The sequence below is a fragment of the Bradyrhizobium manausense genome (genome assembly GCF_001440035.1).
GTDB lineage: Bacteria > Pseudomonadota > Alphaproteobacteria > Rhizobiales > Xanthobacteraceae > Bradyrhizobium > Bradyrhizobium manausense.
This window is the reverse complement of the sequence record NZ_LJYG01000047.1, coordinates 276,382-301,706: the sequence shown is the minus strand read 5'-3', so window position 1 is coordinate 301,706 and position 25,325 is coordinate 276,382. Positions and strand designations below refer to the sequence as shown.

Here is a 25,325-nt window from a genome sequence, read left to right as displayed (position 1 = left end):
CGGGCCGACGACGCGTCGTCAGGAGGATCGGATGGCACTGCCCGCTCTGCTCAGGAACAAGCTGGAGCTCCCCGTCGTCGGCTCCCCGCTTTTCATCGTCTCCGGCCCGGAGCTGGTGATCGCCCAGTGCAAGGCCGGCGTGGTCGGCTCGTTTCCCGCGCTCAACGCCCGTCCGGTCGAAAAGCTCGACGAATGGCTGAGCCGCATCGAGGACGAGCTCGGCGAACACAGCTCGCGCAATCCCGGCAAGAGGGTCGCGCCCTACGCCGTCAACCAGATATGCCACGCCTCCAACGACCGGCTGATGAAGGACATGGAGACCTGTGTGAAGCACAAGGCGCCCATCATCATCACCTCGCTGCGGCCGCCGGCGGAGATCGTCGAGGCCGCACATTCCTATGGCGGGCTGGTGTTCCACGACGTCATCAACGTCAAGCATGCGCGCAAGGCCGCCGAACAGGGCGTCGACGGCCTGATCCTGGTCTGCGCCGGTGCGGGCGGACACGCCGGCACGCTGTCGCCCTTCGCGCTGGTGCGCGAGGTCAAGCAATGGTTTGGCGGCGCCATCCTGCTGTCGGGCGCGATCAGCGACGGCTATGGCATCGCCTCGGCGCTGACGCTGGGCGCCGACCTCGCTTATATGGGCACGCGCTTCATCGCGACGCGGGAAGCCAACGCCGATGAGGCCTACAAGTCGGCGCTGACGCAGCACGCCGCGCACGATATCGTCTACACCAACCTGTTCACCGGCGTGCACGGCAATTATCTCGGACCATCGATTGCGGCCGCCGGGTTGGACCCGGACAATCTCCCAGTCGCCGACAAGACCAAGATGAATTTCGGCTCCGGCGGCAACATGAAATCCAAGGCATGGCGCGATATCTGGGGATCCGGCCAGGGCATCGGCCAGATCACCGACGCGCCTCCGGTCGCCGAGCTGGTCGAGCGGATGAAGGGCGAGTTCGAGCAGGCCCGACAGGATTTCCTGATGCGCGCCAGCGCCTGACGGTTCAGACTGACAAGAAAAGAAGAACGGGAGGACATCATGAAGCTGGCAGCCGCACTGATCGGCCTATCGATGCTGGCGCTCGCAGCTGAAACCGCCCACGCCGAAGGCAGCGACGAGATCCGCATCGGGCAGACCCTGCCCTATAGCGGACCAGCCTCCGGCTTCGGCGCGATCGGACGGACCCAGGAGGCGTTCTTCGAGAAGGTCAACGCGGAAGGCGGCATCAACGGCCGCAAGGTCAAGTTCATCTCGCTGGACGATGCCTACTCGCCGCCGAAGACGGTCGAGCAGACCCGCAAGCTGGTGGAGCAGGACGAGGTGCTGATGATGTTCGGCTCGCTCGGCACCGCCACCAATAGCGCCGTGCAGCGCTACCTCAACGCCAAGAAGGTGCCCCAGCTGTTCGTGCTCTCGGGCGCGACCAAATGGGCCGATCCGCAGAAGAACCCGTGGACGATGCCGGGCATGGCGGCCTATGAATCCGAGGGCGCCGTCTATGCCAAATACGTCCTGCAGTCCAAGCCCGACGCGAAGATCGCCATCCTCTCGCAGAACGACGATTTCGGCCGTGACTATGTCGCAGGCTTCAAGCGTGCGCTCGGCGCCAAAGCCGCCAGCATGATCATCGCGGAAGCGAGCTACGAGACCAGCGCACCGACGATCAGCTCGCAGCTCTCGACGTTGAAAGCCTCGGGCGCCAACGTGCTGTTCGGCGTCGTGCTCGGAAAGTTCACCTCGCAGGCGATCAAGGGTGTGGCCGAGATCGGCTGGAAGCCGGACGTGTTCTTCGTGCCGACCTCGGCCTCCTCGATCTCGTTCCTCGAGCCGGCTGGGCTGGACAACGCGGTCGGGCTGATCTCGTCGAGCAACCAGAAGGACACGATGGACCCGCAATGGGCCGACGATCCCGGCGTGAAGGAATATTTCGCCTTCATGAAGCAGTACATGCCGAATGCGGACCTCTCCAACTCCAACCACGCGGCCGGCTACCACTACGCGACGCTGCTGATGACGGTGCTCCGAGCGTGCAAGGACGACGTCAGCCGCGACAACATCATGCGCCAGGCTGCCTTGCTGAAGGAGGTGAAGTTGCCGCTGCTGCTGCCAGGCATGTCTGTCACGACCGGCCCTGATGATTATTTGCCGTTCCAGCAGCTTCAGCTCCGCCGCTTCAACGGCAAGAGCTGGGTCGGGTTCGGCGACGTGCTGGACGATCGCTAGGCTCGCGCGAAACAAGGACACGCCATGATCATCAGCGGTGAACGCCGGATCGGCTATGACGAGATTCAGGCCCGCATCAGGCGGGCCGCGAGCGGGCTTCGCAGCCTGGGCCTCGCCGACGGCGCGCCGGTCGCCATGATGCTGCGCAACGATTTTGCGCTGTTCGAGGTGGTCGCGGCCTCGGCCGCGCTCGGCAGTCCGGTGGTGCCGATCAACTGGCATCTCAAGGCCGAGGAAGTCCGCTACATCCTCATCGACAGCGGCGCGAAGATCCTGGTCTGCCATGCCGATCTGCTGCCGCAGATCCGTTCGGGCCTGCCTGCGGACGTCCGCCTCCTCGTCGTTGCAACCCCGCCCGAGCTCACGTCGACCTTCGCAATTCCTCCGCGACTGGCTGAGGTGCCGGCCGGCCTGACCGATTGGGACAGCTGGCGCAATGGTCATCCGGAATCGCAGGAACCGCCGCGGCGTGCCGCAGCGATGATCTACACGTCGGGGACCACGGGCATGCCGAAGGGCGTAAGGCGCATGCCGATGCAGCCCGAGCAGGCCGCCGCCTCCGAGCGCGTCGGCGCGATCGCCTATGGCATCAGGCCGCGCGAGGACCAGGTCGTGCTGATCAACGGGCCGATGTATCACTCGGCGCCGCATTCCTACGGCATGCTGGCGTTCCGCAGCTTCTGCACCATCGTTCTGCAGGCGCGGTTCGACGCCGAGGAGCTGCTGGCGCTGATCGAGCGCCACCGAGTCACCCACGTCCACATGGTGCCGACCATGTTCGTCCGGCTGCTGCGGCTGCCCGATGCAATCAAGCAGCGCTACGACCTCTCGTCGCTGCGTTTCGTCGTGCACGGTGCTGCGCCCTGCCCACCCGAAATCAAGCGGGCCATGATCGACTGGTGGGGACCGGTCATCAACGAATATTTCGGCTCGACCGAGACCGGCATTCCGGTGTGGCACTCGGCCGAGGAGGCCTTGAAGAAGCCGGGCACGGTCGGCCGCGCCATCGAAGGCGGCATCGTCAAGATCTTCCGCGAGGACGGCAGCCTCTGCGGCGCCGGCGAGGTCGGCGAAATCTACATGCGCCAGACGGCGGTACCGGACTTCGACTATCACGGCAAGGCGCAGGCACGCGCCGAGGCCGGGCGCGACGGCCTCGTCAGCGTCGGCGACGTCGGCTATCTCGACCAGGACGGCTATCTCTTCCTGTGCGACCGCAAGCGCGACATGGTGATCTCGGGCGGCGTCAACGTCTATCCCGCCGAGATCGAGAACGCGCTGATTGCGATGCGAGGGGTGCGCGATTGCGCCGTGTTCGGCATCCCCGACGCGGAATATGGCGAGCGGCTGTGCGCCTGCATCGAGCCGGAGACCGGGGCGCAGCTCTCCGCCGCCGGCGTCCAGGCGTTCCTGCGCGAGCGGCTGGCAAACTTCAAGGTGCCGAAGGAGGTCCAGTTCCTGGATGCGCTGCCCCGCGAGGCGACGGGGAAGATTTTCAAGCGCAAGCTGCGGGATCCCTATTGGGCAAACCGCGGCTAACGGGCCGAGTGCGGCAGGTCTATCTCGACACGCTGAAGGGGCGCATCCCGCCTGAGCAGGGCCACATGCTCTCGCTGATTGGGTAAAGCACTTTGTCGGCGAAATCGGGTTCATGAATTGGAAGGCCGCTCCGCGCCGGCTCCCCAGCCGGCCCTCCCAAATCACGGCATTTTTGGGCGTTTGCCACCCCGCCGCCGTATTGCTTGCACCTGAATAAGTCGCTCAACGGGCTTCACAATCCCGTCACGCTGCATGTAGTATGTCAGTACATGCTGCTTCGCAGCGTATATTGGAGGCCGGGAGCGTTACTTGAACGCACATGTCTCGCAAGGCAGTTGGCCGGTGCTGGTCCTGAACGCGGACTTCCGGCCGCTGAGTTACTACCCACTGTCTCTGTGGTCGTGGCAGGACGCGATCAAGGCGGTGTTCCTCGACCGCGTCAATATCGTAGCGCATTACGACCAGGCGGTTCACAGTCCCACGCTGCAAATGCAGCTGCCGAGCGTGGTTTCGCTCAAATCCTTCGTCAAGCCGACCACGCATCCCGCCTTCACCCGGTTCAACGTCTTCCTGCGCGACCGCTTCGCCTGNCTGCCAATATTGCGGCTCGCCCGACGATCTTACCTTCGATCACATCATCCCGCGCAGCAAAGGCGGTCAGACCACCTGGGAGAACGTGGTCGCGGCGTGCTCGCCCTGTAACCTGCGCAAGGGCAATCTGACGCCGGCTCAGGCAAAAATGTTTCCGCGCCAGAACGCGTTCGCGCCGACCGTGCACCAGCTCCACCGCAACGGCCGCCTGTTCCCGCCAAACTATCTGCACGATAGCTGGCTGGACTACCTCTACTGGGATACGGAGCTGGATCCGTAGGGCAGCGCGCGACTTTGTGCTGGGACTCATAAGATTGTCAAAAGACACAAAAGAGTGTCACGTTTTCGACGTTCCGGATCGGGCCGAATTGCCAAAAAATACAGCCCTAAGTTAGCATTTTCGAAAAACTCCGGAATTCCGGGGTATTCGCCCACGGCCGCGGACGCGCGGCTCCATGGCGCTCCGAGCGAATGCGCCCGCACTGCGGCGACGCCCAAAGCACGTCCCCCAGTCCCCTGCAATCGCACATTCCGAATCGGGGGCGGACCAACGAAATCCGGCAGTGCCGCGCAAAGTACGTCCCCTATGACGTGCCATGTGTTCTCGAGACGGTACTCGCGAAGGGACGTCCAGATCAGGGCGTTGAGAGCGCACCACAACGATTGAGAAGTTGGGATATCACACTAGGTCAGACGAGGCGTCGAGTTGGTCGTCCTGTCGGCGAGCCAGTCGATGAGCGATATATCATCCAGAGCATATCGACCTCGCTCAATGCGGATCACAAGTCCTTTCTCCCGCAACGCGTCGAGGGCGCTTTGGGCGTCGGGGACGGTGACTTGCTGGTTCGCATTCTCGGAATATGCGGCTAAAGAATCGGCATCGAACGGCCTATAATTTTCGCCTTGATTGATGATGCGGCGCAGAACGGCCCTCTGCAGTGGCGTCATGGACGTCCATTGAGAATCGAATTCCTGCCAATAGCGAGCTCTGACGACGTATGCCTGTTCATGGAGGGAAAGCGATGATCCATTCACTCCGATGGAGCCCGTTACGTATTCCCGGACTGCCGCTTGGAGGAGTTCGGGCCGGAACGCGACGATCTCGAACGCCAGCGCGACCACCTTTTTATCGATCTGGCGATCCCCTGCGAGTCGAGTGTTTACGAAATCCGCATAGGCCGCGGCAAAGTCGGCGCCCAACAAAGGGAAGTCGGTGACCGACGCTCCGAAGAACGGCTGGTTCTTTCCAATCACGAGCGAAGCCAGCTTGTCGCGATGGGAGCCGGTGAAGACCAACCCCAATCGGACATTGCCAATATCGGAGCTATCTACTCCGATGTTGAGGGTGTCCCTTGCGGATTTCAGACTGAACATCGCTGTCACGCCGGTCTGAGAGGTCAGCGCGTGTTGGGCTTCGTCAACGATTAATACGATTGGACGGCCAGCTCGCTTGTTCAGGTAGGCGATGGCGTCGGCCATCGTAGCTCCGCCGGGTTTCCCGATCTTTTCGATATCGACGGCAAGCCAAGAGCCGATGCCGATCTTCGACATGCCAGACTTGCGCGCCACTTTCAAAATGCCCGACTCGTGATCCTGGATCGTGGCCCTGATCCTGTCGGCGATTACTTCGCCTGGATCCCGGCTACGATCCGCCCAAAGGTCCACGTAAACCGGAAGGGCGCCACGGCTTTCGAGCTCGGGCACGAGGTCGGCCTTCAGGAATGTGCTTTTCCCGGTGCGGCGTGGTGCGGCAAGGAAAAGGCCTGAGTTGCCTGCGAGGGGATCGGTTCCAAGCGCGATGTCCGCCATCGGGCGGGCAAGCTCTGGCCGATGAAAGACGAAGCCAGCTGCCATTTCCTCTAGCTCCGAATATGAGCGGAAGCATAAATTATGGTAGGGGGGTATAAATGTGCCATAATCTCAAACAATAAGCAATTGCGCGGGGCGGTGCTGCACCCTGGAGTACCGATGAAACAGGGATTCGGATGCCGGCCGCTGGCGTGATGGCGCGGCATATTCGGGCGGCCGGCGTCCGAAAGCCTCCAAGGGAGGAAACCGCGCTTAAGGGAACGTAGGGCCTTGCGGCAGGCGCTATGGCGATTTGAATGCCGCGAGGGGGCTGACTGATCCGAATCGAGCCGTTGCAACGAGTGGTTCGAGTTGAGCGGCTGACCAATGAGCGGTGGATGGCGCCGAGTTCTGCAAGTTGTCGGACGATTTGCGAGGGCTGGCGAATCTCTGGGCGCGCCCTGCCGTGGCCGGTCGAGAGCCAGCGAGCGGGGCGAGCGGATTTGCAGGAGTGTGACGCGGTCATGAGGTGTCGATCCTGATCAGGGTCGCTGGACCTGTTGGTCGATGCCGTGGTGTTGCACCGCGCGCGAAGACCTCGATGACGATCATGCGACCGCCGCAACATGGACAGTTCGGCTTGCTGGGTTCGAAGGCAGCACTGGCGTGCTGACCTTCAGGTTTTGTAGCGGCGAGCAACTCACGGGCGCGTGCGATGTTGTCGGCGCAAGCGCCTTTGGCGAACAGGCCGTAGTGGCGGATGCGGTGCAAGCCTTTTGGCAGCACGTGGCTGAGGAAGCGGCGGATGAACTCGAAGGTCCCGAGCCTCATCTGCTTGTATCGATCGCGGCCTTCGATGCGATAGTCCTTCCACTTGAAGGTGACGCCGCGCTCGTCGCAGGCGATCAGGCGGCTATTGGCGATGGCGACGCGATGGGTGTAGCGCGACAGATAAGCCAGCACCGTCTCGGGTCCGCCGAACGGGCGCTTGCTGTAAACCACCCATTCGCTTCTGCGCAGCGGCGCCAGATGGGCTGCGAAGGCTTGCGTGTCGGCAAGCGGTGCATGATCGCCGAAGAAGTTGAGGCGGCCGGTGGCGTGCGCCGCCCTGAGCTTCTCCAGGAACAACCGGCGGAACAGCCGCGAGAGCACGCGCACCGGGAGGAAGAAGCCGGATCGACACGATACCCACTTGCTGCCGTCGAGCGAGATGCCGCCACCCGGTACGATCATGTGCACGTGGGGATGATGGGTTATGGCGGAGCCCCAGGTGTGCAGCACGGAGGTGATGCCAATGCGGGCGCCGAGGTGCTTCGGATCGGCGGTGATCGTCAGCATGGTCTCGGCCGAGACCTTGAACAGCAGATCGTACACCACGGCCTTGTTCTGGTAGGCGATGTCGGCGATCGGCGCTGGCAGCGTGAACACCACGTGATAGTACGGCACCGGCAACAGCTCGGCCGCGCGCTCGGCAAGCCACTGCTTCGCCGCGGCGCCCTGGCACTTCGGGCAGTGCCGATTGCGGCAGGAGTTGTAGGCGATCGTCGTATAGGCGCAGTCCTCGCAGCGCGCGACATGGCCGCCGAGGGCCGCCGTGCGACAGCTCTCGATCGCCGACATCACCTTCAACTGCTGGAGGCTGACATGGCCGGCATTGGTTTGACGCCACGCCGGACCATGGTCGCGGAAGATATCCGCGACCTCCAGTGCCGGACGCGCCACCCGCGTCGTGCTCAGGCGAGTGGCGCGCCTCTGGGCTCATTCTTCTTGGGTGTCAGCGGCGTGAGGCGATCCAGCGGGCTCATGACCTCGCGGATGGTGTTGGTGGCGACGCGGGTGTAGAGCGCCGTTGTCTCGAGCTTGGCGTGACCCAACAGGACCTGGATCACCCGAATATCGATGTTCTGCTCGAGCAGGTGGGTGGCGAAGCTGTGGCGCAATGTGTGCGGCGTCACCCGCTTGGTAATCTCGGCCATGTGGGCTGCCGCGTGGCAGGCGCGCGTGAGCTGGCGTGTCGTCATCGGGCTGGCCGGCTTCAGTCCCGGAAACAGCCAGCCCTGCGGGCGGGAAATACGATACCAATCGCGCAGAAGTTCGAGCAGCACCGGAGAAAGCATCGCGTGGCGATCCTTGCGGCCTTTGCCCTGCTCGATGCGCAGCATCATGCGCTCGGAGTCGACATCGGATACCTTCAGTGAGACGACCTCGGAAACACGCAGCCCCGCACCGTAGGCGACACTCAGCGCCGCCTTGTACTTGACGCTCGGCGCCGCCTCCAGAAAGCGTGCAACCTCTTCGGGGCTCAACACCACAGGTACCTTGCGCGGCTCGTGCATGAACGTCAGGTGCTTGGCGAGGTCGGGGCGATCCAGCGTCACATTGAAGAAGAACCGCAGCGCCGAGACGGTGGCGTTGATCTTGGGCGCGCCGGCGCCGCTCGACGCCAGATGCAGCCGAAAGCCGCGCACGTCCTCCGACTGGACCAGGTCGGGAGAGCGGCCGAGAAACGCCGCGAAGTCCTTGACCCTTTGCACGTAGTAAGGCGGCCTTACAGCACGAACCCGGGCCATCTCATCGTACTAGGGTTGACGGGTTCTGCGGCCGAGGAAAGTGTCGTCGGCTTTCCCGTACTTGATGACATGCTCAAGCTGGCCCGCCAGCACCCTGAAGTGCTCAGCCATCCTGCTGAATGTGTCGCGCTTTAGGGGATCAGTAGCAAGATCGCGGATCAATTCGCATTCCGCGATTTGGGCGCGCAATTTTTCTAAGTGCGCTTGTACGTCTTTCATCAAACGCCTCCCGCTGTGGTTAGGCGGGAGCGCAACGGTCTCTCAGTCACCGATAGTGGCCACGGTTCGGGCGGTGATGTTAGTACAATGCATCTTCCGGAACTTGGCAGTCAAGCGACGGAATGCCAAAGCCGCCATCCTTACCAGGACCTCGGGGGTAAACACGGACAGTACCCCGCGCACAATCGGAGCATTCCACAACCAACTATTTCTCGGCCTACTTCAGTTTTTCGTCTCGGGGAGCGAGTGGCCCGCCTTTTGGACGGTAGCGTTCAAGAGCTGCGATACTGCCGTGACGAGTTGTGCGGGCGCGAATGGCTTTTGCAACAGCACGCTCTCTGGAACGCCTTGGGACACCCACTGGTCTGCCGCAGCGCCGGTGATGTAGATCACCGGAATTGTCGGATCAATCTGCCGCGCTTGCCTCGCCAAATCCCACCCATTCATTTCACCGTCTATGTGGATGTCGGTTACAAGGGCGCGGTATTTCACCACGCCGCCCCCGAGCAGGGTAAGGGCCTCGCTGGCTGACGTCGATACTGTCAAGTCGTAGCCGCCCTCGTGCAATGCGTCCTTGACGAACTCTTGCACCGATGGCTCGTCCTCAACGAATAGGATCACCGGCATCTCATCCAAGGCGTTACTCCACATCCTCGGCGGGCCTTGCTGCACCGCGCGGAAGCCAGGTTCCGGGAAGGGAACGCGGTGGCTGCCATGTCGTTCCCGCATGTCCGTGCAAAAGTGAACATTGGAAACCGGGAAGAGGGTTTGTGCGTTTGTGGGTTGCTGGGGCGGCGGAGGCGCCTCGTGGGCAGCGCACTAGATCCGAAACACAATCAGGCTATTCGGCGAGAGGTAGGGGAGCGCCTGAGCTTCATTCTATCGTCGATGCCAAATGAGCTGCCCATTCGGCTGCGCAATCTGGTTCAGCAGATCGAGCGGCAGGAGCATCGGGCAAAAGGGTTCATTCCCAATCACCCGATAGCATCGGCATACTTTACCGTTGGGCTCGCGCTATTTCATCGAAGATCCAGGGTGACTACGGCCAAGCGGCTTCTTGCACAAAAGCAGCAGATCATTGAGCGGCTACACCAGCTTTATCTCGTCGCGCTGCCAGCCGCAGAACCGAAGGATCGCCCTTCTTTCCGTCCATGTCGCGAATCAGGAGATTGGCCGCGCATAGACTGACTAAACAGTCGATGCGCCATTCTTCTCTCGGATTCTCCCTGATGGTCCGGACGAGTTCCTCGGGATTGAAAGGCTTCTTCACGATGCGGCTGCCCGGGACCGGGCGTGGCGTCGTTGGCGAGAAGCCGGTTGCGTAGATGACCGGCAGCCCCGGATCCTGCTCCCGGTATCGCTCCGCGATCTGCCACCCGTCGATCTGTCCCGGCAGCGTGACGTCCGTGACCAGCACATCCGCGACGCGGCGCTTGCACCAGGCCAGTGCCTCCTCGCCATTGCTCGCGTGGATCACGTGATAGCCTGCCTCGCGTAGCGCCTCGACGACGAATTCGCGGATCAAAGGGTCGTCCTCAACAAGAAGTACGCTCACTGCTGGCTCTTGAAATAGCTTGCGTTATCAAGCAATCGAACGGCGCAACATGTGGGTCGTTCCTCAGCCAAGGAGGGCTTGCAGGAGAGCCGCCGGCCCGATGGCTGGACCTGGTCCGCCAAGGCGAGGAACGGCTATCAGGGACAGGCGTTTTTCCGATTTATGAACAGGCTCTATCCGCTCGTTCTGGAGCACCGGCTTTCGACTCCCGCCCGGTACGGCGTCTCGGCGACAATGATGCTGGGCTGTGCCGTACTGCAGATGGTCTTGCAGATGCAGACAGGCTCGCCGGGGTATTTCCTGCTGCTCCCCGGCGTGTTTCTCTCGGGCCTGATCTTCGATCGCGGGTCCGGAATATTCGCCGCGATCATCGCCGTCGCCGTCGGCGCCTATCTCAGCTATGCCGGCAGCAACGGCATCGACTATTTCGCGCCCAATGCGCTCTTCGCGATCACAGCAGCCGGGACCGCCGCTGTCGCCGAATTCCAGCGCGCCGAACTGCGGCGGGTCATGCTGGCGGACAAGACCAAGGCCTTGCTCCTGCAGGAGATGGCCCACCGGACCAAGAACAATTTGGCGATCCTCGGCGGGATGATCAGGATGCAGGCAAGGCACGGCGGTCCCGACGTCGAGGCCGCCCTGGAAGCCACTGCCCGGCGGTTGCAGGTGATGGCGGAGGTCTACGACCACCTTTCGCCCAAACGAGATTCCCGCTCGGTGAACATGCGCTATTTCCTGAACGACGTCGTCGAGAAGGTCTTCCAGTCCCTGGCTCCTTCCGGACCGGTCGCTTTCCAGGTTGTCTGCGAGGACGTCGACCTCGCCAGCAACCACGCGCTCGCGATCGGCATGATCACGAACGAGCTTGTGACGAACGCGATCAAGTATGCCTTTCCCGGCGACAGACCCGGCCACATCGCGGTCGCGTTCTCGACTGGCAGCGGCATCGAGCTCTCCGTCTCCGACAACGGCGTAGGCCTACGGGAGGGGCAAGAGCCGGGCGGATTGGGGTCGCGTATCGTTCAACTGCTGGCCCAACAGCTCGAAGGCGAAACGTCCCACGAACGGCTCGATCCCGGCCTCAGGGTTCGGGTGCGGGCGCATCCTCGATAGTTCGGAACAGAAGCGAGCGTTAGCTCCGCCAGGGCTGGGCGGCGCGTGCGGCCACACTTACGCGCCATCGGCACCAACCCACGACGTCTCCCCCGTTCCTGTTGAGAGAAGCCTCGACGCCGGCAAGCCCAATCCCGATGCGGCAAACCGCCGAGAACCCACTTGCTCTTCGTTCGGTATTTTCCCGGGGGGTGCATTTCATGAGCTTTAATAATTTCTGAGAATGATCGCGCTCATGATGCGGGAATCTGACCAACAAGCCGAAGCCCTCGCTGCAATGAGGAAAGCCATTGCCGCGAGTTGCCCGGCTGAACGCCAGAAGTGACTTCGGATTGCTTTGGCCTGGGCTGACCTCGCCCGACACGCCAAGGGCCACCTGGCCGCTTAGAGACAGCCCTGATCGCGACGGTTTGCCCCGGAAGTCGGAGATTTTTGATGATTGCGCCTGAAGAAGAGAGGATGCTGAAAACGCTCTTGGTCGAGATGTTCGGCCAAATGAGCAGCATGCGACGGGAATTTGCCGCTCTTCAGGGCGACAGCAAGGGCAGTTTCGCGAGGATGACCGACACCCTCGACGCGATCGTCGAGAACACGGAGGCAGCTGGGAACGCGATCCTCGAAAGCATGGAGGCGATCGGCGCCAGCGTCGCGAAGTTGCAGAGCATCAACGATCCAACTGCAGTGTCGGTATGCGATGAGATCGCCAATAGCACAAACAATGTGTTCGAGGCTTGCGCGTTTCAGGACCTCACAGGGCAGCGGATCACGCGCGTGATCAAGTCGCTGCAGTTCATGGAGGACCACATCAACAGGCTGGTCCGCATGTGGGGAAAAGAGGAGCTGGCACGGCTCGCCGCCGAGCTTGCTGTCCAAAGCGTGCCAGATTTGATGCAAGGCCCTCAGCGGCCGGGCGCGGCGATTTCCCAGGAGGATATCGACAAGCTGTTCGCGCAAACTGCCTCGAACCGGATGCCCATATTCGGGTAACGTTGCAGAAGGAACCGCGGCATCCTAACACGTAAAGGATTGATTTGCCGGGCGCGACTTCCGGTTTGGGTCAACAGCGCCGCTTTGACCAGCGATGGGGGAGTCTCCACACGCCCCCGATCCCGGACATCTCGCCGCAACGCCCTAACGGGAGCGAAGGGCCAACAGGTGACGAAAGCTATCCTAGCTGTACTCGGTAGGCTGTACTGGGTAGGTCCTAGCCGCAGCACGCGGATTTGCCATTTTCTTGAATAGGCGGACACGCCACGCTGCCATAGGAGCAAAACACGCAACAGTCCCCCGCGTTAGGCTTCAGCCTAGTGCCGCAGCCCTTGCAGTCGTAGAAGAACTGACAGCCGTCAGTCGGCATGGTCTCTGTGGTCTTGTGGCCACAGGCGGGGCAGGTCAGTGTCGATTGTAATTGCATTGCCGGGTTGTCCTAATGACCTTCAAAAGTAGGCGTTCCAGATGGTCCCATGCTGCCGCTGTCCCTACAAGTACGGTCGCAACGGACAGCGCGCTGATGAGGCTTAACTAGTATGGCGCCCAGCCATGGGCACGGCTCTCTTGGCGCCGCGATTGGGGAGCGTCACCTTGCCCAGCCGGAGCAGCTGATCGCGAAACTGGACCGGAGATGGGCCATGACAACAGGCGCATGAGCGTGCTCGCTAGGTTGAGACGTAGGCAAGAACTGCACGAGCTAGATATGGAGCGCCTGCTAGGTGCATTGGCAAGGTAGAGCCACCTCAGTTGGCCGCCGTAGTTCTTCGCCCAGAGAACAAAACCAGGCCACCCGTGGTTGGGCGATCAAGACCGTTCGTCGCCGTATGGCGAGGCCGCCTTAGTTGGTCCTCTCAATAATTTCAGTGGCCTTTCCGCCACACGCAGAAAGCCCCAGCTCCCGGGCCAATAGGGAGCCAGCGGTCTACCTGTCTTGTGCCTGCGGAGGAAACGCAATGGGAAGACCCAGTAAGTGCACGAAAGTCCCGCAGGGTGGCGGGGCAATGTCCTTTAGCTGCCCCTCTCTAAGTAGAATTGCGGAGTGTCCGAAACCGCCGATTAACCAAGAGATGACACAAGGGGTAAATGAACGATAAGCGGACTCAAGATTGGACGCCTGTAGAGGCCAACCGTCTTTTGCAATTAGCCAAGGGCAGAACAAGTGCCGCACGCGCTGCCAAGCTGCTAGGGCGAAGGGTCTCCTCGGTTAGACGGCAGGCTAAAGCTCTCAGCATCATTCTCTATAAGAAGTAAGTTCGCCTCAATTGGCGGCCTCTTTCATTTGAAGCGATACGGCCGCGCTTTCTCCCGCACCAGCAACGGCCATACCGGGGACGTGCCATCCCAACGTCGCAGCCGTCCATAAAGCGGAACCCTCAGTCCCACCGACACGATGCGCTCCATTACGAGATGCAGCGCGATCACGTCACCCTCCGACAGCTCCGCACATCCACGCTTGCGCGACCACACTGCCTCGGGGAAGTGAAATAGGTTGGCTTTGAGCCAACGTCCGACGCGCCCTGACAGCAGTTGCAAGTCCACCTGTGCGCCCTCCCGCGGCCGCACGCCGATATCGGGTGGGAGGAGAAACGGACGCCGGGCCGCCTAACCGAGACCGCGGCATCGGGCAGTTGCTATCGGTTACGTAGCCGCTCGGACGAAGCCATAACATAATAGACGAGGACTATGTCGCGAAGGCCGAAGTGGAGGCCGAGACGGAAATGTTCAAGGAGGTACTTGATCCTCCCGGTGTGAACGGCGAGGCGAACGTGCTGTGCGCCGAGCCAAGTTATTTCCCTCGGCGCCTCGAGGCGCTGGCTCGATCCAGATTCATCGTCGCGAGGCGCGCTGTTCAGTGCAAAAGTGAACACAATTGACTGATGAAGCCGTCTCAGCACCAGTGCCGCAAACCGATTACTGTTTGGCTGCGTAGTCTGGTCGCAGCAGTCGATAGTTTCGCTTCCGGACGAAGGCGGACAAAGCCCGAAGAGGACTGCGTCTAGGATCACGTCTTAGGCCATGCTGGCTGAAAGAGACCACAGTTACTGGCTTCGTGTGATCCATACCAGATATCTGAGGATGCTTCTTTACCGCCTGGCGACAGGGTTGCGGAACCACGAGCACCTAGGTTGGGTTAATCACGCCCAGAACTGGGATAGTAAAATTTCAATTTCACATCAGACGCAACAAGGATCGAATTCGTCCGAGCGCATGCTATGCTTCGGAACGTAGCCATAGGACGTTTAAGGTCGAGCAGTCATGGGTCAAGCAGGGACCGGTATAGAGGGGCTAAACCACGTACTTGGTGGAGGGTTCGAGCGGGGGCGCGTCTTCCTTCTTGAAGGCGCTCCAGGCACCGGCAAGACAACGTTGGCGATGCAATTCCTGATCGCAGGAGCTGAAGCCGGGGAGCGGTGCCTCTACATCACTCTCTCCGAAACTGAGCAAGAATTGCGCGCTAGCGCCGCATCGCATGAATGGGATCTGACGGGGGTGGAGATTTTTGAGCTTATCCCGCCGGAGAACCTACTTGATGAAGACCAACAGCAGAGCCTGCTCTATTCCTCCGACCTGGAACTAGGCGAGACGACGAAGCGTATCTTCGAGGCGTTCGAGAAAGTGAAGCCGCAGCGCGTCGTTCTTGATAGTCTCTCGGAGATCAGGTTGCTTGCTCAGAGCTCGCTGCGGTACCGCCGACAGATTCTCAGTCTCAAACATTATTTCGCGGTGGCGGGCACCACCGTTGTTTTGCTCGACGACCTCACTGCCGAGCTCAACGACAAGACGGTTCACTCGGTCGCACATGGTGTTATTCGCTTGGAAGAAGTCGCGCCTGAATACGGTGGCGAGCGGCGGCGGCTACGGATCATCAAGTACCGCGGACGACGGTATCGAGGCGGTTTCCACGATTTTACGATTGCGCCCGGAGGCCTTCAGGTTTTCCCGCGACTCGTATCGGCCGAGCACAAAGTGGTCTACTCCCGAGAGGTTGTCAGGACCGAATCCAGTGAACTCGATGCTCTACTTGGCGGTGGGGTCGAACGGGGCTCGAGCGTCCTCATTCTCGGCCCGGCCGGAGCGGGCAAGTCGATACTCGCGTTGACCTTCGTACGAAGCGCCACACAGCGCGGCGAGCGCGCGGCAATGTTCATCTTCGACGAAGAACTTGGGCTCCTGTTCGAGCGCGCGAAAGGCTTGAACATCGACCTGCAAGCGATGGTCAAGGCCGAACAGCTCGTCATCGAGCAGGTGGATGCTGCCGAATTGGCCCCCGGCGAATTTTCTGCTCGTGTGCGGCATTGCGTCGAGACCCACGGCGCACAGACTGTGGTGATCGACAGCCTCAATGGTTACCAGGCTGCCATGCCCGGTGAACACGCGCTGGTGCTCCACATGCATGAGATCCTTCAATACTTGAACCGGCAAGGCGCCACGACTTTCCTGATCGTCGCTCAGCACGGGCTTGTTGGTGACATGCAGGCGCCTGTGGACGTCACTTACCTCGCCGACACGGTCATCCTCTTGCGCTACTTTGAGGCGCTTGGCCGCGTGCGTCGCGCGATTTCGGTCATTAAGAAACGCACCAGCTCGCACGAGGATACAATTCGAGAGTTCCGCATTGGTGGATTGGGCATCAGGCTAGGCGAGCCGCTCACGAACTTTCAAGGGGTCCTACGTGGCGTACCGACCCTCCTTGGCGGCGGTTCGAAGTTGCTTAACGCGGAGGACACGTGAACCGTAGCACGCTCTCTGAGCGAGCCCTTGTACTTGCCCCACGAGGTCGCGACGCAATTCTTGCGTCGGGGATCCTGCGCGAAGCGGATCTCCTTGCTGACCCCTGTTCCTCGCTCTCGGACCTAATTGCAGAACTCAATGCAGGGGCGGCCTTCGTTGTCGTCACTGAGGAGGCGCTCGCCACGGCCGATCTCAGGCCTCTCAGCGCCTGGCTTGCAGAACAGGAAGATTGGTCGGACCTGCCCTTCGTGCTGCTCACGACCCGTGGTGGGGGATTGGAGCGAAATCCCGCTGCTCAGCGTTTTCTCGATGTGCTCGGCAATGTCACGTTCCTGGAGCGCCCTTTCCACCCCACCACCCTTGTAAGCCTCGCACGCTCTGCGCTGCGGAGCCGCCGCCGGCAGTACGAGGCTCGTGCCAGGCTCCAAGCGCTACGGGCGAGCGAACAGGGACTGCGGCTCGTCATTGAGAGTGCCGCCGACTACGCCATCATCACCACTGACCCGGAGCGACGCGTTACTAGCTGGTCAGTTGGGGCTGAGGCGATCTTCGGCTGGACAGCCGCCGAGATGACAGGTCGCTCCGCCGACGCGATTTTCACACCCGCGGACCGTGCATCCGGGCAGCCGGCAGTCGAGGCTTGCAGCGCGCGCGAGAAGGGCTTTGCGCCTGACGAGCGTTGGCATCAGCGTGCCGACGGGTCCCTCGTGTATCTAAGGGGTTCGATGCGGCCCCTACCGCGGAACGACCAGGGTCACGAGCGGGGCTTTATCAAGATCGCGCGTGACGAAACCGATCGCCAATTCGCCGAAACGCGCCGCATAGCGCTTGTCGAACTCTCGGACCGCATCCGCGACATCGACGATCCCGCCACACTCTCCTATGCAGCAGCCGAAATACTCGGGCGCACATTGGGGGTTAGCCGTGCGGGCTACGGCACGATCGACAAAGCGGCCGAAACGATCACCATCGAGCGGGATTGGAACGCGCCCGGCATCAAGAGTTTGGCCGGCGTCCTGCACTTTCGCGACTACGGGACGTACATCGAGGATTTAAAGCGAGGCGAAACTGTCGTGTTTGCGGATGCAGAAAATGATCCTCGCACGGCCGCGACCGCGAATGCCCTAAAGGCGATAAGCGCCCAATCCGTTGTGAATATGCCGGTCACGGAACAGGGCGGCTTTGTCGCGTTGCTCTACCTCAATCATGCGACTGCTCGGGAGTGGGCGCCGGCAGAGCTCGACCTGATCCGAGAGGTTGCGGATTGCACCCGTACCGCGGTCGAACGAAGACGTGCGGAACGCGAAATTCGAGAACTCGCCGCGACTCTAGAACAGCGCGTCATGGAGCGTACGGCCGAGTTGATGAGGGCAGAGGAAGCGCTGCGTCAGGCACAGAAAATAGAGGCGGTGGGCCAGCTGACCGGAGGCGTAGCACACGATTTCAACAATCTGCTTACAATCATCAAAAGCTCGACGGACCTCCTCCTTCGACCGGGAATTAGCGAAGAGCGCCGACGGCGCTACGTGGATGCCATCTCGGCCACCGTGGACCGCGCCTCCAAGCTAACCGGCCAGCTTCTAGCGTTCGCACGGCGGCAAGCGCTTAAGCCTGAAGTGTTCGATGCGGCCGATCGTGTTCAGGCTATTATCGATATGCTGATCACGATCGTAGGATCTCGAATCCGGATCGAGACAGAAGTCGCGTGCGAGAATTGCTTTGTCGAGGCGGACGTCAGCCAGTTCGAGACGGCGCTTGTCAACATGGCTGTGAATGCCCGCGATGCGATGAATGGCGAGGGGGCGCTGCTCATCAAGATAGAGGAGCTCGCAGGCATGCCAGCCGTTCGCGGGCAAGCCGGCAGCGATCCCTGCGTTGCCGTATCGCTCACCGACACCGGCGCAGGCATCTCGCCGGATAAGCTGACGCATGTCTTCGAACCGTTTTTCACTACGAAAGAGGTAGGCAAGGGTACCGGCCTAGGACTTAGCCAAGTCTACGGCTTCGCTAAGCAATCGGGCGGCGACGTCACGGTTGAGAGCGAGGTAGGCCTGGGCACCACATTTACACTCTATTTGCCCCGAGCCGAGCGTGAGACCATTTCTGATGAAGCTGCCGGCGCGGCGACGCTCGAAAGTCCGCGATCCGATCACGGCCGCGGACGCCGCGTTCTTGTGGTAGAGGACAACGTGGAGGTCGGACGATCTTCGACCCAGATTCTGGAGGACCTCGGCTATGAGACGACACTTGCCGCGAACGCGGACGAGGCGTTGAAGCTCTTAGATGAGGCAAACAGTTATGACGTCGTCTTTTCCGACGTGATCATGCCGGGGATGAATGGGGTGGACCTTGGAAGGGAGATCAGGCGCCGCTACCCCGGCATTCCGGTCGTCCTGACCTCTGGCTATAGTGAAGTCCTTGCTGAAGATGGTCGCCATGGTTTCGATCTCATCCAGAAGCCCTACGCGGCTGAGGAACTTTCGCGCGTGCTGCGGCGGGTGTCGTAAACACGCTTGCTCCTTGAAGCGAGCGTGGCTCGCACTGAACGACCAAGGACCTCTCGGGAAGCGGACAAAGCGGCGCTCTGGCACGTGAGCTACGGGGTGGGGCGAGATAACGACCCCCTCAGGACTGCGCACGTTGCCGCCTGATTGCCCTCTCTACCTCGTCCGCAAGATTGCACAGGTGTTCCGCCAGGAGGGCGTAAAGGGCTTTCTTGTCGGGCTCGGTCGCGAGGTCACGGACCAGAGCCGCTTCTGCTGCATCGGTGCGAAGCTTCTCAAGGCTGGCTTGCATGTCTTTCATCGCGTGTCCTCCGGACTGTGGACGCCTTTATAGAAAGGGGCTCCATGGACGTTAACGAGAAGTCGTCTGCCATCAGAGCTGACCGCAGCGATGATGAGAGATCACACCGTTTTTCGCGTCGAATGTGAGGATCGCCTTTACGACGCCAACAGCGGTTCGGTAAGTGACAGCCACGACATCGTAGCCGCGGTCGGAAGATCGACCACATCTCCGGCGAGCCCGTCGACAAGCCTTGCACCCCAATAGGACTTTCGATCCTGCGAGCCCCATACGGCCTTTTCACCACTGCACCCGCATAGTATCGGCGCATCATCAGTGTACAGATCATCGAGCGAACGACCATTTGCGCGATAAGCATCAAGTCAATCGACCGCAGGAGCCATCGGATCAAAGGAACTCATCGTCCTACCTACTTGCTGGAAAGCAGGCGGATTAAGGCTAGGCCTATGAACCGTTTGTGAATGGCAGGTCGCTCGTCGGGTTAAAGCTGTTAACATGCAGTGCCGAACCCCGCCATTTCGCCCACCCTACTAACCCGTGACGTTCGGCCGTACGCTAATCTGCGAATGCGCGCAGGCTCTATCGGCCTTCGAGCCAGTAGCATCGACCGCCGACATATCGACGTCTTACCCACTTCGTCTTAAAGCCGTTGGTCGGTTAGTGCGGCGCGACGCAGTTAGCCTTGATTGAACTCTGCTATGAATTCCCGCTCGGCACGCTCGAGCAGCTCCAGCGTTTAACTTTGCCGGTCTGTCAATCGGCTTCCAAATTAAATTGACTCCTCGCCGCGTCCAATTTTCCCCCCTCCGTACGGTCGGGGGTTGGCGGTAGCTCTGTCTCGTCGGAGCTCGCCGGGATAGCGGAGGCGAGAGAGCGGGGATGATGTGATCCTCGTCTCGGCTTTCGAACCGCCAACTGTCTTTGCCCGTCTCGACGATGCCACAGTGGTGGGTCAGCCGATCGAGCCGCGCGGTGGCCATCTTTCGCATCGCCGAACACGCTCGGCCATTCGCCGAAGCGGAGATTCGTGGTGACGATGACGGAAGCGTGCTCGTAGAGGCGGCTGACCAGATAGAACAGAAGCTGGCCTCCGGACTGGGCGAAGTGCAGATTTCCGCGCTGCTTCGGGACGACGAAGTCCATCCTCGTCAAATGCTCGGCATGCCGGCGCTGCCGACCGCTGCGGGACTCGGTCTCGAGGCGGTTACGAGGTCGATCACATTATACGAGCGGCCACGGGCCCTCGGATGCAGCTTCTGGCGATGGCAATGGCCAAGTGGGTCGCCGGTGCTCGTGCCGCCGACCAGCACGAAGTTGCGCTCCTGTGCGATGAAGCCACTGCCAGCAAGATCATTAACCAAAGTCTACTTGATCGGCGTACGTTCGGCGCTGCATCCGCTGCGACTATGCAGCCGATATAAAGCCATCGAACTGCAGCATTCGGACAGCGCGCTTACGTGGGGTGCGGAGGCTAGAGAGCCTTTACGCAGAAAAGTATTTCCAACTTCGGAGCAAATAAGTCGCGGGCAACATTCTCTTGTGTGCACTTTGGTACTGTAAGTTCCGGGGCCGGAACGTAAAGCAGGCGCTCACTAGCGGATTAGCGGGTGCAGGTGGATGATTTCTGTGCAAAGAAAAACGGATGGCACGCCAGCAAATGATCTGCTGCGTTCTCTTGCCCCTGAGGACCTCGATATCCTTCGATCGCACCTCGAGGAAATCGTTGGGAGAGCGGGGCAAGCGCTCTATCATCCAGGCGACACAGTCGACAATGTCTATTTCCCTTGTGGTCCCACCTTGGTCTCCTTTGCCGTCGAGGCTGGTGATGATCGAGAGATCGAAGTCCTCCTGATCGGACGCGAAGGCGCCGCGGGCGGCGCAGTCAGTCGCGGGCTTTTGCCAGCCTACTCTCGGATCAAAGTAAAAATGGCCGGTCCATTGGTCAGGCTGCCCGCCCGCAAGCTGCATGAGGCGCGGCAAGAATCTCATGGGCTGCGACAACTGCTCACAAAATATGCCGACTGCTTCGTGGCGCAGTCATTTCAATCAACTGCCTGCAACGCGGCGCATTCCATCGAGCAACGCGCGGCGAAATGGCTAATCGAGCTCGTCGAACATACCGGCGAACTTTTCGTCCCGCTCACCCATGAGCAGTTTGCCGGCATACTTGGAGTGGGTCGAAGCTACGCGAGCCGCGTCCTTCAGGACTTCAAAGCTGCCGACATTCTCGAGACTGCTCGCGGGAGCATTACCGTTCGCAACCTCGAAGCGCTTCATCGCAGATCGTGCTCGTGCAACAGATGGGTCAAAAAGCACTTTGCTGAAGTTTTTGCGGGAGCCAAAAGATGACCCCTCTTGCTAATGGCGGCAGCGTTCTGTTGTCATCCTGAGGATAAACACGGGTCTCTCCTCGCTGAACACGCAAAGTGTCCACTGATCACCTGGTCGTAACCCATTCTCAACATCGCGCACCAGCCGGAGTGCGGCATCCCAGGCCGCTTCATCGCTCTTCAGGAGCTCGCCAGCCTCATCCGTATGGGGGCGACTCCCCTCAAAATGAAAGTAGTACCTCTGCATTGGCCGGCAATGCACTACCGCCGGAGATGTTCCGCAGCAACCGTCGCAGCCCCTCTCTCGGTTCGGTTTGGGAGCTACGGCACCTAAGTCGCCATTGCTCGAGCCATTAGCTCCGGAACAGTTAGGCTGACCTTGGCGTGTTCTTCAGGTGAACGAGGCCGCGACGGCCGACGTAGGTCAGCTCGCCGAGAGAGGTCTTCCCCGCACGCGCCGCCCGGATCAGTTGCTCGGCGATATACTTTCGGCTTTCGTGATCGCCGCCGTTCGGCAATTCAGCGCAGACCTCTTCCAAGACGACGTCCATGTTTGCTTGAACTCGTTCCTCAAACTCGCCCATGCCTGCCTCTCCAGCGACCAGCGGAGAGACGCTATGCCGGTATTCAGCGCGGGTACAGTGCATTGGCTTAAAGGGGTTAAGAGCCTCTTGTGTACAAAAGTGAACACTACGCTCAACATTTGTAGAAGTAAGCCCTGCCAGCGAAACAAGTGGGCGCCATCGTCGTCTTCAACAAAGTAGGACGGGAGCGGCTCAGATGGACGAGCGGGCGAAGCTGGAGCACCAAATCGAGTTGGCCACGAAGGCGGCCGCCTACATTCGGGACGAGAGAACTGCCAGCCGTCTGAGACGGTTTGCCGACGAACTTAGGCAGAGGCTGTTCCCGTCCACTCAAGATCGACAGATCAAGATACGGGCACGTGAGCTCTGGGAGCAGGCCGGGCGCCCTGCGGGGCGTGACCTTGACTTCTGGCTGCAGGCGGAGCGGGAAATCAGGGGGCGATCCGACGAGACATCTGATTAGAGGACCGCGCGCATGGAAGCGTAGAGCTCGAACCCGTGAACGTCTCCGGATCCCAATCTCGCGATGGCCCACCGACCCGATAGATTAACCGCTTTTAACGACCCGTACGTCGAAATTCACAGCACGTTCATCGCCGAGGCACTAACCCTCCTGCTTCCCTACGCAGTGAGGATAACGGGCGCTCTTGACCAAACGGCGTTGGCGCCCGATCCGATGACGAGAAAGCCATGTCTAGTTCGCAATCTCGTCGACGATATTTGACAGCCTTGTCGATCTCATTTGCCCTCGCAGCAAGCTCATTACAGACCAGAGCCGATACAGCGGCGCAATCAGAATGCCTCGCAGCGGCCATCAAGCATTACAAGAGACAGAGCGTTGAACTCTCGAAAAGCCTTGAACAGCAGTCTTCCTTGGAAACGATCGGAAGTGTCCTTATTCGAAGGCGGCTGGAAGAAGCTTACTGCACACGTCTAGTGGAATGCATTGAACCGTCTCCCGCATGGCGGGGGCCGCGATTTTCACGCTGCCTAGATCTTGAGGCAGAAGAACGATTGAGGCATGTCACGAAATAGGTTGTCAGGCTCGTTCGTCTCTCGACCATCATTCGGTACAAGCCTGGCCGAAAGCTCTACGATCTCTTGATGCAAGCACCGCCGTCGAGTCGTCCGTCATGGACAAGGCATCATTGGCCAAGCTCAAGGACACGGTCGGGGTCAAGCCTCGCAAGGTGGGCTCAACGCATGCCACCTGGATCTTGTTGTTCTTAAAAAAAAGGCTCGCGTCAGCCACCAACACCACAGTGGAACGATCGCCAGGGGAGTACGGATCGGCGGACGCGCTGGAGCCGGTGAGTTTTACCATATCTCGCCTTTTCCCAAGATGAGTGAGCCTTAACACTTAGAAGGAAAGTTCGCTGCTACCCTCGCGGTTCATCGACCCCCTTTAACGCCTTCATCGTCGACCAGGCGCCGGAACGCTCTTCACAGCTCGCAAGTTGATGCTGGCGAGGAAGTGCCGTGGTTTTGTCTGACGCAGATCGTTTCAAAAAGAGAGCTGAGGAGTGCGGTCGCTTGGCCGAACAATCTGCGAGTGAGGAGGACAAAGAAGGCTGGCTGCGCCTCGCTCGAGAATGGGAGAAGCTCGCAGCCAGCGCCGCGAAGAAGGACGGCATTTTTCGCCGGCATGAGTGAGTGTACAAACCGAGAAGCCTATCCCTCAGGCTAAGCTCTTCATCCGTTCCCGAAAGGCGGAACCCATAGTGCCTAGCTGCTCCGGACTTCGCAACAGTAACAGTCCGGAGTGTGCACTCATGCCGCCAGCTCCGATTATAGCTTATAGCCGCCGGGCCGGTTCTCCCGAGTCAGGTCATCTTCGCATGGTGAATCGGAGGCGCTTTTGCGCAACGCCTCGCGCTCCGGCGCAGATCGTCCACTCAAGCCGATTTGCGTCAGCGGGCCAGGCTGCATTTTACGGCGCTGGACTCCAAGCAACTTCCCCACCTTTGTGCAAGCCTCCATGGATTCAAGGAACGACCGGCCCGTTTCGCCGTTCGACTGCTTAATTAACGCAAGCGATTTTAAGAGCGAACAGTGAGCATACTTCTTGTCGAGGACGACCCTCTGATCCGCGAATTCCTTTTCGAGGCCTTGCGCGATGCAGGCCATCACGTGATCCACGCGAGCACGGGAGAGGAGGCGCTCGCCTGGTGCAAACGTCGGGTCGCAGACGCGCTAGTCACCGATGTCAGGTTGCCCGGGCAGGTCGATGGATGGCAGATCGCAGAACGATACCGGGAACAGTATCCCGATTTGCCGGTCATCTACGCCACCGGCTTCTCACCCGTCACCCCGCGCCCCGTCCCGGGCAGCCGCATCGTGAAGAAACCCTTCCATCCCGAAGAGATCGTGCGGGCGGTCAAGGAGCTCGTCGAAATCAAGGGGCCAGCCCAGCCCACAGCTCCTCTGGCGGCTGCGCCGCACCGATCGGATCGAAAGCCTCCGCTGCGCTCTTCCTCGGAGGCCGACTAAACCTCTCAGTGACTAGGAACGAGAGCGCCTTTTCCAAGTTTTCCCAGTGCCCCTGCCCCAAGGGGCGACCCCGACTGGTCCCAGCTCATAGCCCCCCTAGCCCCAGAGCTGGGGCCTTCGTCCCCAGCGCAAATTCCTTCAGGACTAGCTTAGAAATCGCTCGCTGTGCGCTATTCGTCGGCTTTGGAAGCGGCGGAATCCTAGGCGCCGAGCAGCTTTAGCGCGGCCTCGATCTTGGCGAGAAGCGCCTGGATTGGCACGCGCTCGCCGGTCCGGATCTCGGTCCGAACGGTGCTGCCGGTCGTGCGACTTTCGCGTTCAACTGGGCGCGCCTTGACATGTTTGCGGACGACCTCGCGATCGCGGTCGCTAAACGTTACCTTGCGCTGCTCAGTGCGCAGCGGGGCCGATGCGGTCGAGCGGACAGAGTACGGTAGGACCGTCACGACCTTCTGGATCGCGGCTCCACGATGACGATTTCGTCCTTCACCAGGGCGAACTTGTAGCCTCGATACTGGGGCACGATCTCGACGACCTCGGCCGGCAACGGCTGCAAGCGTACGTCGCGCGGCTCGACCGTTCCCACCGACAGGGAGAAGTTCACGTTGGTCAGCGGCTGGGCGTTCAAGTGCGAATCGACGCGCTGATGCGCGTCCGCTGCTGATCGTTGATGTTCACCGCGGCTTTCACGTTGGTGTTCGACCAACGATCGGCGGCATTCTGCTAATTGTTCGGCTGCTGCGCGGTGTTGGTCGATCCGCCGCCCGTGGGCGATTCGCTTGGTTGGTG

The 25,325-nt window shown here is 60.7% G+C and carries 25 protein-coding genes and 3 pseudogenes; 13 read left to right on the top strand and 15 right to left on the bottom strand.

The window, feature by feature from the left end:
- The first annotated feature begins 31 nt into the window (after nucleotides 1-31).
- From AOQ71_RS12595 to AOQ71_RS47700, 5 genes and pseudogenes are all read left to right on the top strand, one after another.
- Nucleotides 32-1,006 (top strand): NAD(P)H-dependent flavin oxidoreductase, encoded by a 975-nt coding sequence (locus tag AOQ71_RS12595; RefSeq protein ID WP_057746656.1) that lies wholly within the window; start codon nucleotides 32-34, stop codon nucleotides 1,004-1,006.
- Nucleotides 1,007-1,045: 39 nt separating this feature from the next.
- Nucleotides 1,046-2,230, top strand: a complete 1,185-nt coding sequence (locus AOQ71_RS12590; RefSeq protein WP_057746653.1) for an ABC transporter substrate-binding protein — start codon at nucleotides 1,046-1,048, stop codon at nucleotides 2,228-2,230.
- A 15-nt stretch (nucleotides 2,231-2,245) separates the two neighbouring features.
- Nucleotides 2,246-3,769, top strand: a pseudogene (locus tag AOQ71_RS12585) (acyl-CoA synthetase); the annotation flags it as partial.
- Nucleotides 3,770-4,078: 309 nt separating this feature from the next.
- A pseudogene (locus tag AOQ71_RS47705) lies at nucleotides 4,079-4,359 on the top strand (HNH endonuclease); the annotation flags it as partial.
- Between the two features lies 1 nt (nucleotide 4,360).
- A partial coding sequence (locus tag AOQ71_RS47700; protein ID WP_245316857.1) for an HNH endonuclease occupies nucleotides 4,361-4,640 on the top strand: 280 nt, incomplete at its 5' end.
- 404 nt (nucleotides 4,641-5,044) lie between these two features.
- Here AOQ71_RS47700 and AOQ71_RS12575 read toward each other — a convergent pair.
- From AOQ71_RS12575 to AOQ71_RS12550, 6 genes are all read right to left on the bottom strand, one after another.
- The gene (locus tag AOQ71_RS12575) at nucleotides 5,045-6,214 is read right to left on the bottom strand and encodes an ATP-binding protein (protein ID WP_057746646.1); all 1,170 of its coding nucleotides are present in this window, start codon (nucleotides 6,212-6,214) and stop codon (nucleotides 5,045-5,047) included.
- A gap of 456 nt (nucleotides 6,215-6,670) precedes the next feature.
- On the bottom strand, nucleotides 6,671-7,870 hold the full coding sequence (locus AOQ71_RS12570) for an IS91 family transposase (RefSeq protein ID WP_057746643.1): 1,200 nt from the start codon (nucleotides 7,868-7,870) through the stop codon (nucleotides 6,671-6,673).
- An 11-nt stretch (nucleotides 7,871-7,881) separates the two neighbouring features.
- On the bottom strand, nucleotides 7,882-8,718 hold the full coding sequence (locus AOQ71_RS12565; protein ID WP_057746640.1) for a tyrosine-type recombinase/integrase: 837 nt from the start codon (nucleotides 8,716-8,718) through the stop codon (nucleotides 7,882-7,884).
- Nucleotides 8,719-8,727: 9 nt separating this feature from the next.
- Nucleotides 8,728-8,937, bottom strand: coding sequence for a hypothetical protein (locus AOQ71_RS12560; RefSeq protein ID WP_057746638.1), 210 nt, complete (start codon nucleotides 8,935-8,937; stop codon nucleotides 8,728-8,730).
- Nucleotides 8,938-9,159: 222 nt separating this feature from the next.
- Nucleotides 9,160-9,564 carry a response regulator gene (locus AOQ71_RS12555; protein WP_057746896.1) on the bottom strand — a complete coding sequence of 135 codons (405 nt, stop codon included), beginning with the start codon at nucleotides 9,562-9,564 and terminating at the stop codon, nucleotides 9,160-9,162.
- 448 nt (nucleotides 9,565-10,012) lie between these two features.
- The gene (locus AOQ71_RS12550; RefSeq protein ID WP_245316856.1) at nucleotides 10,013-10,462 is read right to left on the bottom strand and encodes a response regulator transcription factor; all 450 of its coding nucleotides are present in this window, start codon (nucleotides 10,460-10,462) and stop codon (nucleotides 10,013-10,015) included.
- An 81-nt stretch (nucleotides 10,463-10,543) separates the two neighbouring features.
- Here AOQ71_RS12550 and AOQ71_RS47695 point away from each other — a divergent pair, with 81 nt between their 5' ends.
- Complete coding sequence (locus AOQ71_RS47695) at nucleotides 10,544-11,605, top strand: sensor histidine kinase (protein WP_083514150.1); 1,062 nt, start codon at nucleotides 10,544-10,546, stop codon at nucleotides 11,603-11,605.
- A 435-nt stretch (nucleotides 11,606-12,040) separates the two neighbouring features.
- Nucleotides 12,041-12,592 (top strand): protein phosphatase CheZ, encoded by a 552-nt coding sequence (locus AOQ71_RS12540; RefSeq protein WP_057746635.1) that lies wholly within the window; start codon nucleotides 12,041-12,043, stop codon nucleotides 12,590-12,592.
- A gap of 217 nt (nucleotides 12,593-12,809) precedes the next feature.
- Here the strand turns inward: AOQ71_RS12540 and AOQ71_RS47690 are convergent, their stop codons facing one another.
- Both AOQ71_RS47690 and AOQ71_RS43120 read right to left on the bottom strand, forming a co-directional pair.
- Nucleotides 12,810-13,019, bottom strand: a complete 210-nt coding sequence (locus tag AOQ71_RS47690) for a GDCCVxC domain-containing (seleno)protein (RefSeq protein ID WP_083514149.1) — start codon at nucleotides 13,017-13,019, stop codon at nucleotides 12,810-12,812.
- Nucleotides 13,020-13,870: 851 nt separating this feature from the next.
- Nucleotides 13,871-14,134 (bottom strand): hypothetical protein, encoded by a 264-nt coding sequence (locus AOQ71_RS43120; RefSeq protein WP_245316855.1) that lies wholly within the window; start codon nucleotides 14,132-14,134, stop codon nucleotides 13,871-13,873.
- Nucleotides 14,135-14,851: 717 nt separating this feature from the next.
- Between AOQ71_RS43120 and AOQ71_RS12530 the strand changes: the two genes are divergently transcribed.
- Entirely contained in the window at nucleotides 14,852-16,327 is a 1,476-nt protein-coding gene (locus tag AOQ71_RS12530) for an ATPase domain-containing protein (protein WP_083514147.1), read from the top strand.
- On the top strand, nucleotides 16,324-18,834 hold the full coding sequence (locus AOQ71_RS12525) for a response regulator (protein WP_057746628.1): 2,511 nt from the start codon (nucleotides 16,324-16,326) through the stop codon (nucleotides 18,832-18,834). Before AOQ71_RS12530 ends, AOQ71_RS12525 begins: the two co-directional genes overlap by 4 nt.
- Nucleotides 18,835-18,952: 118 nt before the next feature.
- Here the strand turns inward: AOQ71_RS12525 and AOQ71_RS12520 are convergent, their stop codons facing one another.
- Together AOQ71_RS12520 and AOQ71_RS12515 are read right to left on the bottom strand one after the other, a co-directional pair.
- Nucleotides 18,953-19,132: a hypothetical protein gene (locus tag AOQ71_RS12520; RefSeq protein WP_057746625.1), complete on the bottom strand. Its 180-nt coding sequence runs from the start codon at nucleotides 19,130-19,132 to the stop codon at nucleotides 18,953-18,955.
- Between the two features lie 893 nt (nucleotides 19,133-20,025).
- Nucleotides 20,026-20,493, bottom strand: a pseudogene (locus AOQ71_RS12515) (ATP-binding protein); the annotation flags it as partial.
- Between the two features lie 256 nt (nucleotides 20,494-20,749).
- On the opposite strand from AOQ71_RS12515, the gene AOQ71_RS43115 reads away from it, so the two are divergent.
- On the top strand, nucleotides 20,750-21,481 hold the full coding sequence (locus AOQ71_RS43115) for a Crp/Fnr family transcriptional regulator (protein WP_083514146.1): 732 nt from the start codon (nucleotides 20,750-20,752) through the stop codon (nucleotides 21,479-21,481).
- Between the two features lie 9 nt (nucleotides 21,482-21,490).
- On the opposite strand, the gene AOQ71_RS50230 is transcribed toward AOQ71_RS43115, so the two are convergent.
- The gene (locus AOQ71_RS50230) at nucleotides 21,491-21,709 is read right to left on the bottom strand and encodes a DUF6894 family protein (RefSeq protein WP_057746615.1); all 219 of its coding nucleotides are present in this window, start codon (nucleotides 21,707-21,709) and stop codon (nucleotides 21,491-21,493) included.
- A 121-nt stretch (nucleotides 21,710-21,830) separates the two neighbouring features.
- Entirely contained in the window at nucleotides 21,831-22,046 is a 216-nt protein-coding gene (locus tag AOQ71_RS12495; protein ID WP_057746892.1) for a hypothetical protein, read from the bottom strand.
- A gap of 196 nt (nucleotides 22,047-22,242) precedes the next feature.
- Here AOQ71_RS12495 and AOQ71_RS12490 point away from each other — a divergent pair, with 196 nt between their 5' ends.
- Nucleotides 22,243-22,509 (top strand): DUF2934 domain-containing protein, encoded by a 267-nt coding sequence (locus AOQ71_RS12490; protein ID WP_057746612.1) that lies wholly within the window; start codon nucleotides 22,243-22,245, stop codon nucleotides 22,507-22,509.
- A gap of 600 nt (nucleotides 22,510-23,109) precedes the next feature.
- On the opposite strand, the gene AOQ71_RS45940 is transcribed toward AOQ71_RS12490, so the two are convergent.
- Entirely contained in the window at nucleotides 23,110-23,370 is a 261-nt protein-coding gene (locus AOQ71_RS45940; protein ID WP_057746606.1) for a hypothetical protein, read from the bottom strand.
- A 155-nt stretch (nucleotides 23,371-23,525) separates the two neighbouring features.
- On the opposite strand from AOQ71_RS45940, the gene AOQ71_RS45935 reads away from it, so the two are divergent.
- Nucleotides 23,526-23,699, top strand: coding sequence for a hypothetical protein (locus tag AOQ71_RS45935; protein WP_162268351.1), 174 nt, complete (start codon nucleotides 23,526-23,528; stop codon nucleotides 23,697-23,699).
- A 399-nt stretch (nucleotides 23,700-24,098) separates the two neighbouring features.
- Complete coding sequence (locus AOQ71_RS12475) at nucleotides 24,099-24,536, top strand: response regulator transcription factor (RefSeq protein ID WP_063958228.1); 438 nt, start codon at nucleotides 24,099-24,101, stop codon at nucleotides 24,534-24,536.
- Between the two features lie 200 nt (nucleotides 24,537-24,736).
- Here the strand turns inward: AOQ71_RS12475 and AOQ71_RS47685 are convergent, their stop codons facing one another.
- Nucleotides 24,737-24,982 carry a hypothetical protein gene (locus tag AOQ71_RS47685; protein WP_057746603.1) on the bottom strand — a complete coding sequence of 82 codons (246 nt, stop codon included), beginning with the start codon at nucleotides 24,980-24,982 and terminating at the stop codon, nucleotides 24,737-24,739.
- Nucleotides 24,979-25,164, bottom strand: a complete 186-nt coding sequence (locus AOQ71_RS47680; RefSeq protein WP_057746598.1) for a DUF1236 domain-containing protein — start codon at nucleotides 25,162-25,164, stop codon at nucleotides 24,979-24,981. Before AOQ71_RS47680 ends, AOQ71_RS47685 begins: the two co-directional genes overlap by 4 nt.
- Nucleotides 25,165-25,325 lie beyond the last annotated feature (161 nt).

What these genes read in the sequence shown, in the direction of transcription:
- AOQ71_RS12595 (WP_057746656.1), top strand. Translation starts at nt 32, where the DNA reads ATGGCACTGCCCGCTCTGCTCAGGAACAAGCTGGAGCTCCCCGTCGTC.
- AOQ71_RS12590 (WP_057746653.1), top strand. Translation starts at nt 1,046, where the DNA reads ATGAAGCTGGCAGCCGCACTGATCGGCCTATCGATGCTGGCGCTCGCA.
- AOQ71_RS12575 (WP_057746646.1), bottom strand. Translation starts at nt 6,214, where the DNA reads ATGGCAGCTGGCTTCGTCTTTCATCGGCCAGAGCTTGCCCGCCCGATG.
- AOQ71_RS12565 (WP_057746640.1), bottom strand. Translation starts at nt 8,718, where the DNA reads ATGGCCCGGGTTCGTGCTGTAAGGCCGCCTTACTACGTGCAAAGGGTC.
- AOQ71_RS12560 (WP_057746638.1), bottom strand. Translation starts at nt 8,937, where the DNA reads ATGAAAGACGTACAAGCGCACTTAGAAAAATTGCGCGCCCAAATCGCG.
- AOQ71_RS12555 (WP_057746896.1), bottom strand. Translation starts at nt 9,564, where the DNA reads ATGCCGGTGATCCTATTCGTTGAGGACGAGCCATCGGTGCAAGAGTTC.
- AOQ71_RS12540 (WP_057746635.1), top strand. Translation starts at nt 12,041, where the DNA reads ATGATTGCGCCTGAAGAAGAGAGGATGCTGAAAACGCTCTTGGTCGAG.
- AOQ71_RS47690 (WP_083514149.1), bottom strand. Translation starts at nt 13,019, where the DNA reads ATGCAATTACAATCGACACTGACCTGCCCCGCCTGTGGCCACAAGACC.
- AOQ71_RS12530 (WP_083514147.1), top strand. Translation starts at nt 14,852, where the DNA reads ATGGGTCAAGCAGGGACCGGTATAGAGGGGCTAAACCACGTACTTGGT.
- AOQ71_RS12520 (WP_057746625.1), bottom strand. Translation starts at nt 19,132, where the DNA reads ATGAAAGACATGCAAGCCAGCCTTGAGAAGCTTCGCACCGATGCAGCA.
- AOQ71_RS43115 (WP_083514146.1), top strand. Translation starts at nt 20,750, where the DNA reads ATGATTTCTGTGCAAAGAAAAACGGATGGCACGCCAGCAAATGATCTG.
- AOQ71_RS50230 (WP_057746615.1), bottom strand. Translation starts at nt 21,709, where the DNA reads ATGCAGAGGTACTACTTTCATTTTGAGGGGAGTCGCCCCCATACGGAT.
- AOQ71_RS12495 (WP_057746892.1), bottom strand. Translation starts at nt 22,046, where the DNA reads ATGGGCGAGTTTGAGGAACGAGTTCAAGCAAACATGGACGTCGTCTTG.
- AOQ71_RS12490 (WP_057746612.1), top strand. Translation starts at nt 22,243, where the DNA reads ATGGACGAGCGGGCGAAGCTGGAGCACCAAATCGAGTTGGCCACGAAG.
- AOQ71_RS45940 (WP_057746606.1), bottom strand. Translation starts at nt 23,370, where the DNA reads ATGGTAAAACTCACCGGCTCCAGCGCGTCCGCCGATCCGTACTCCCCT.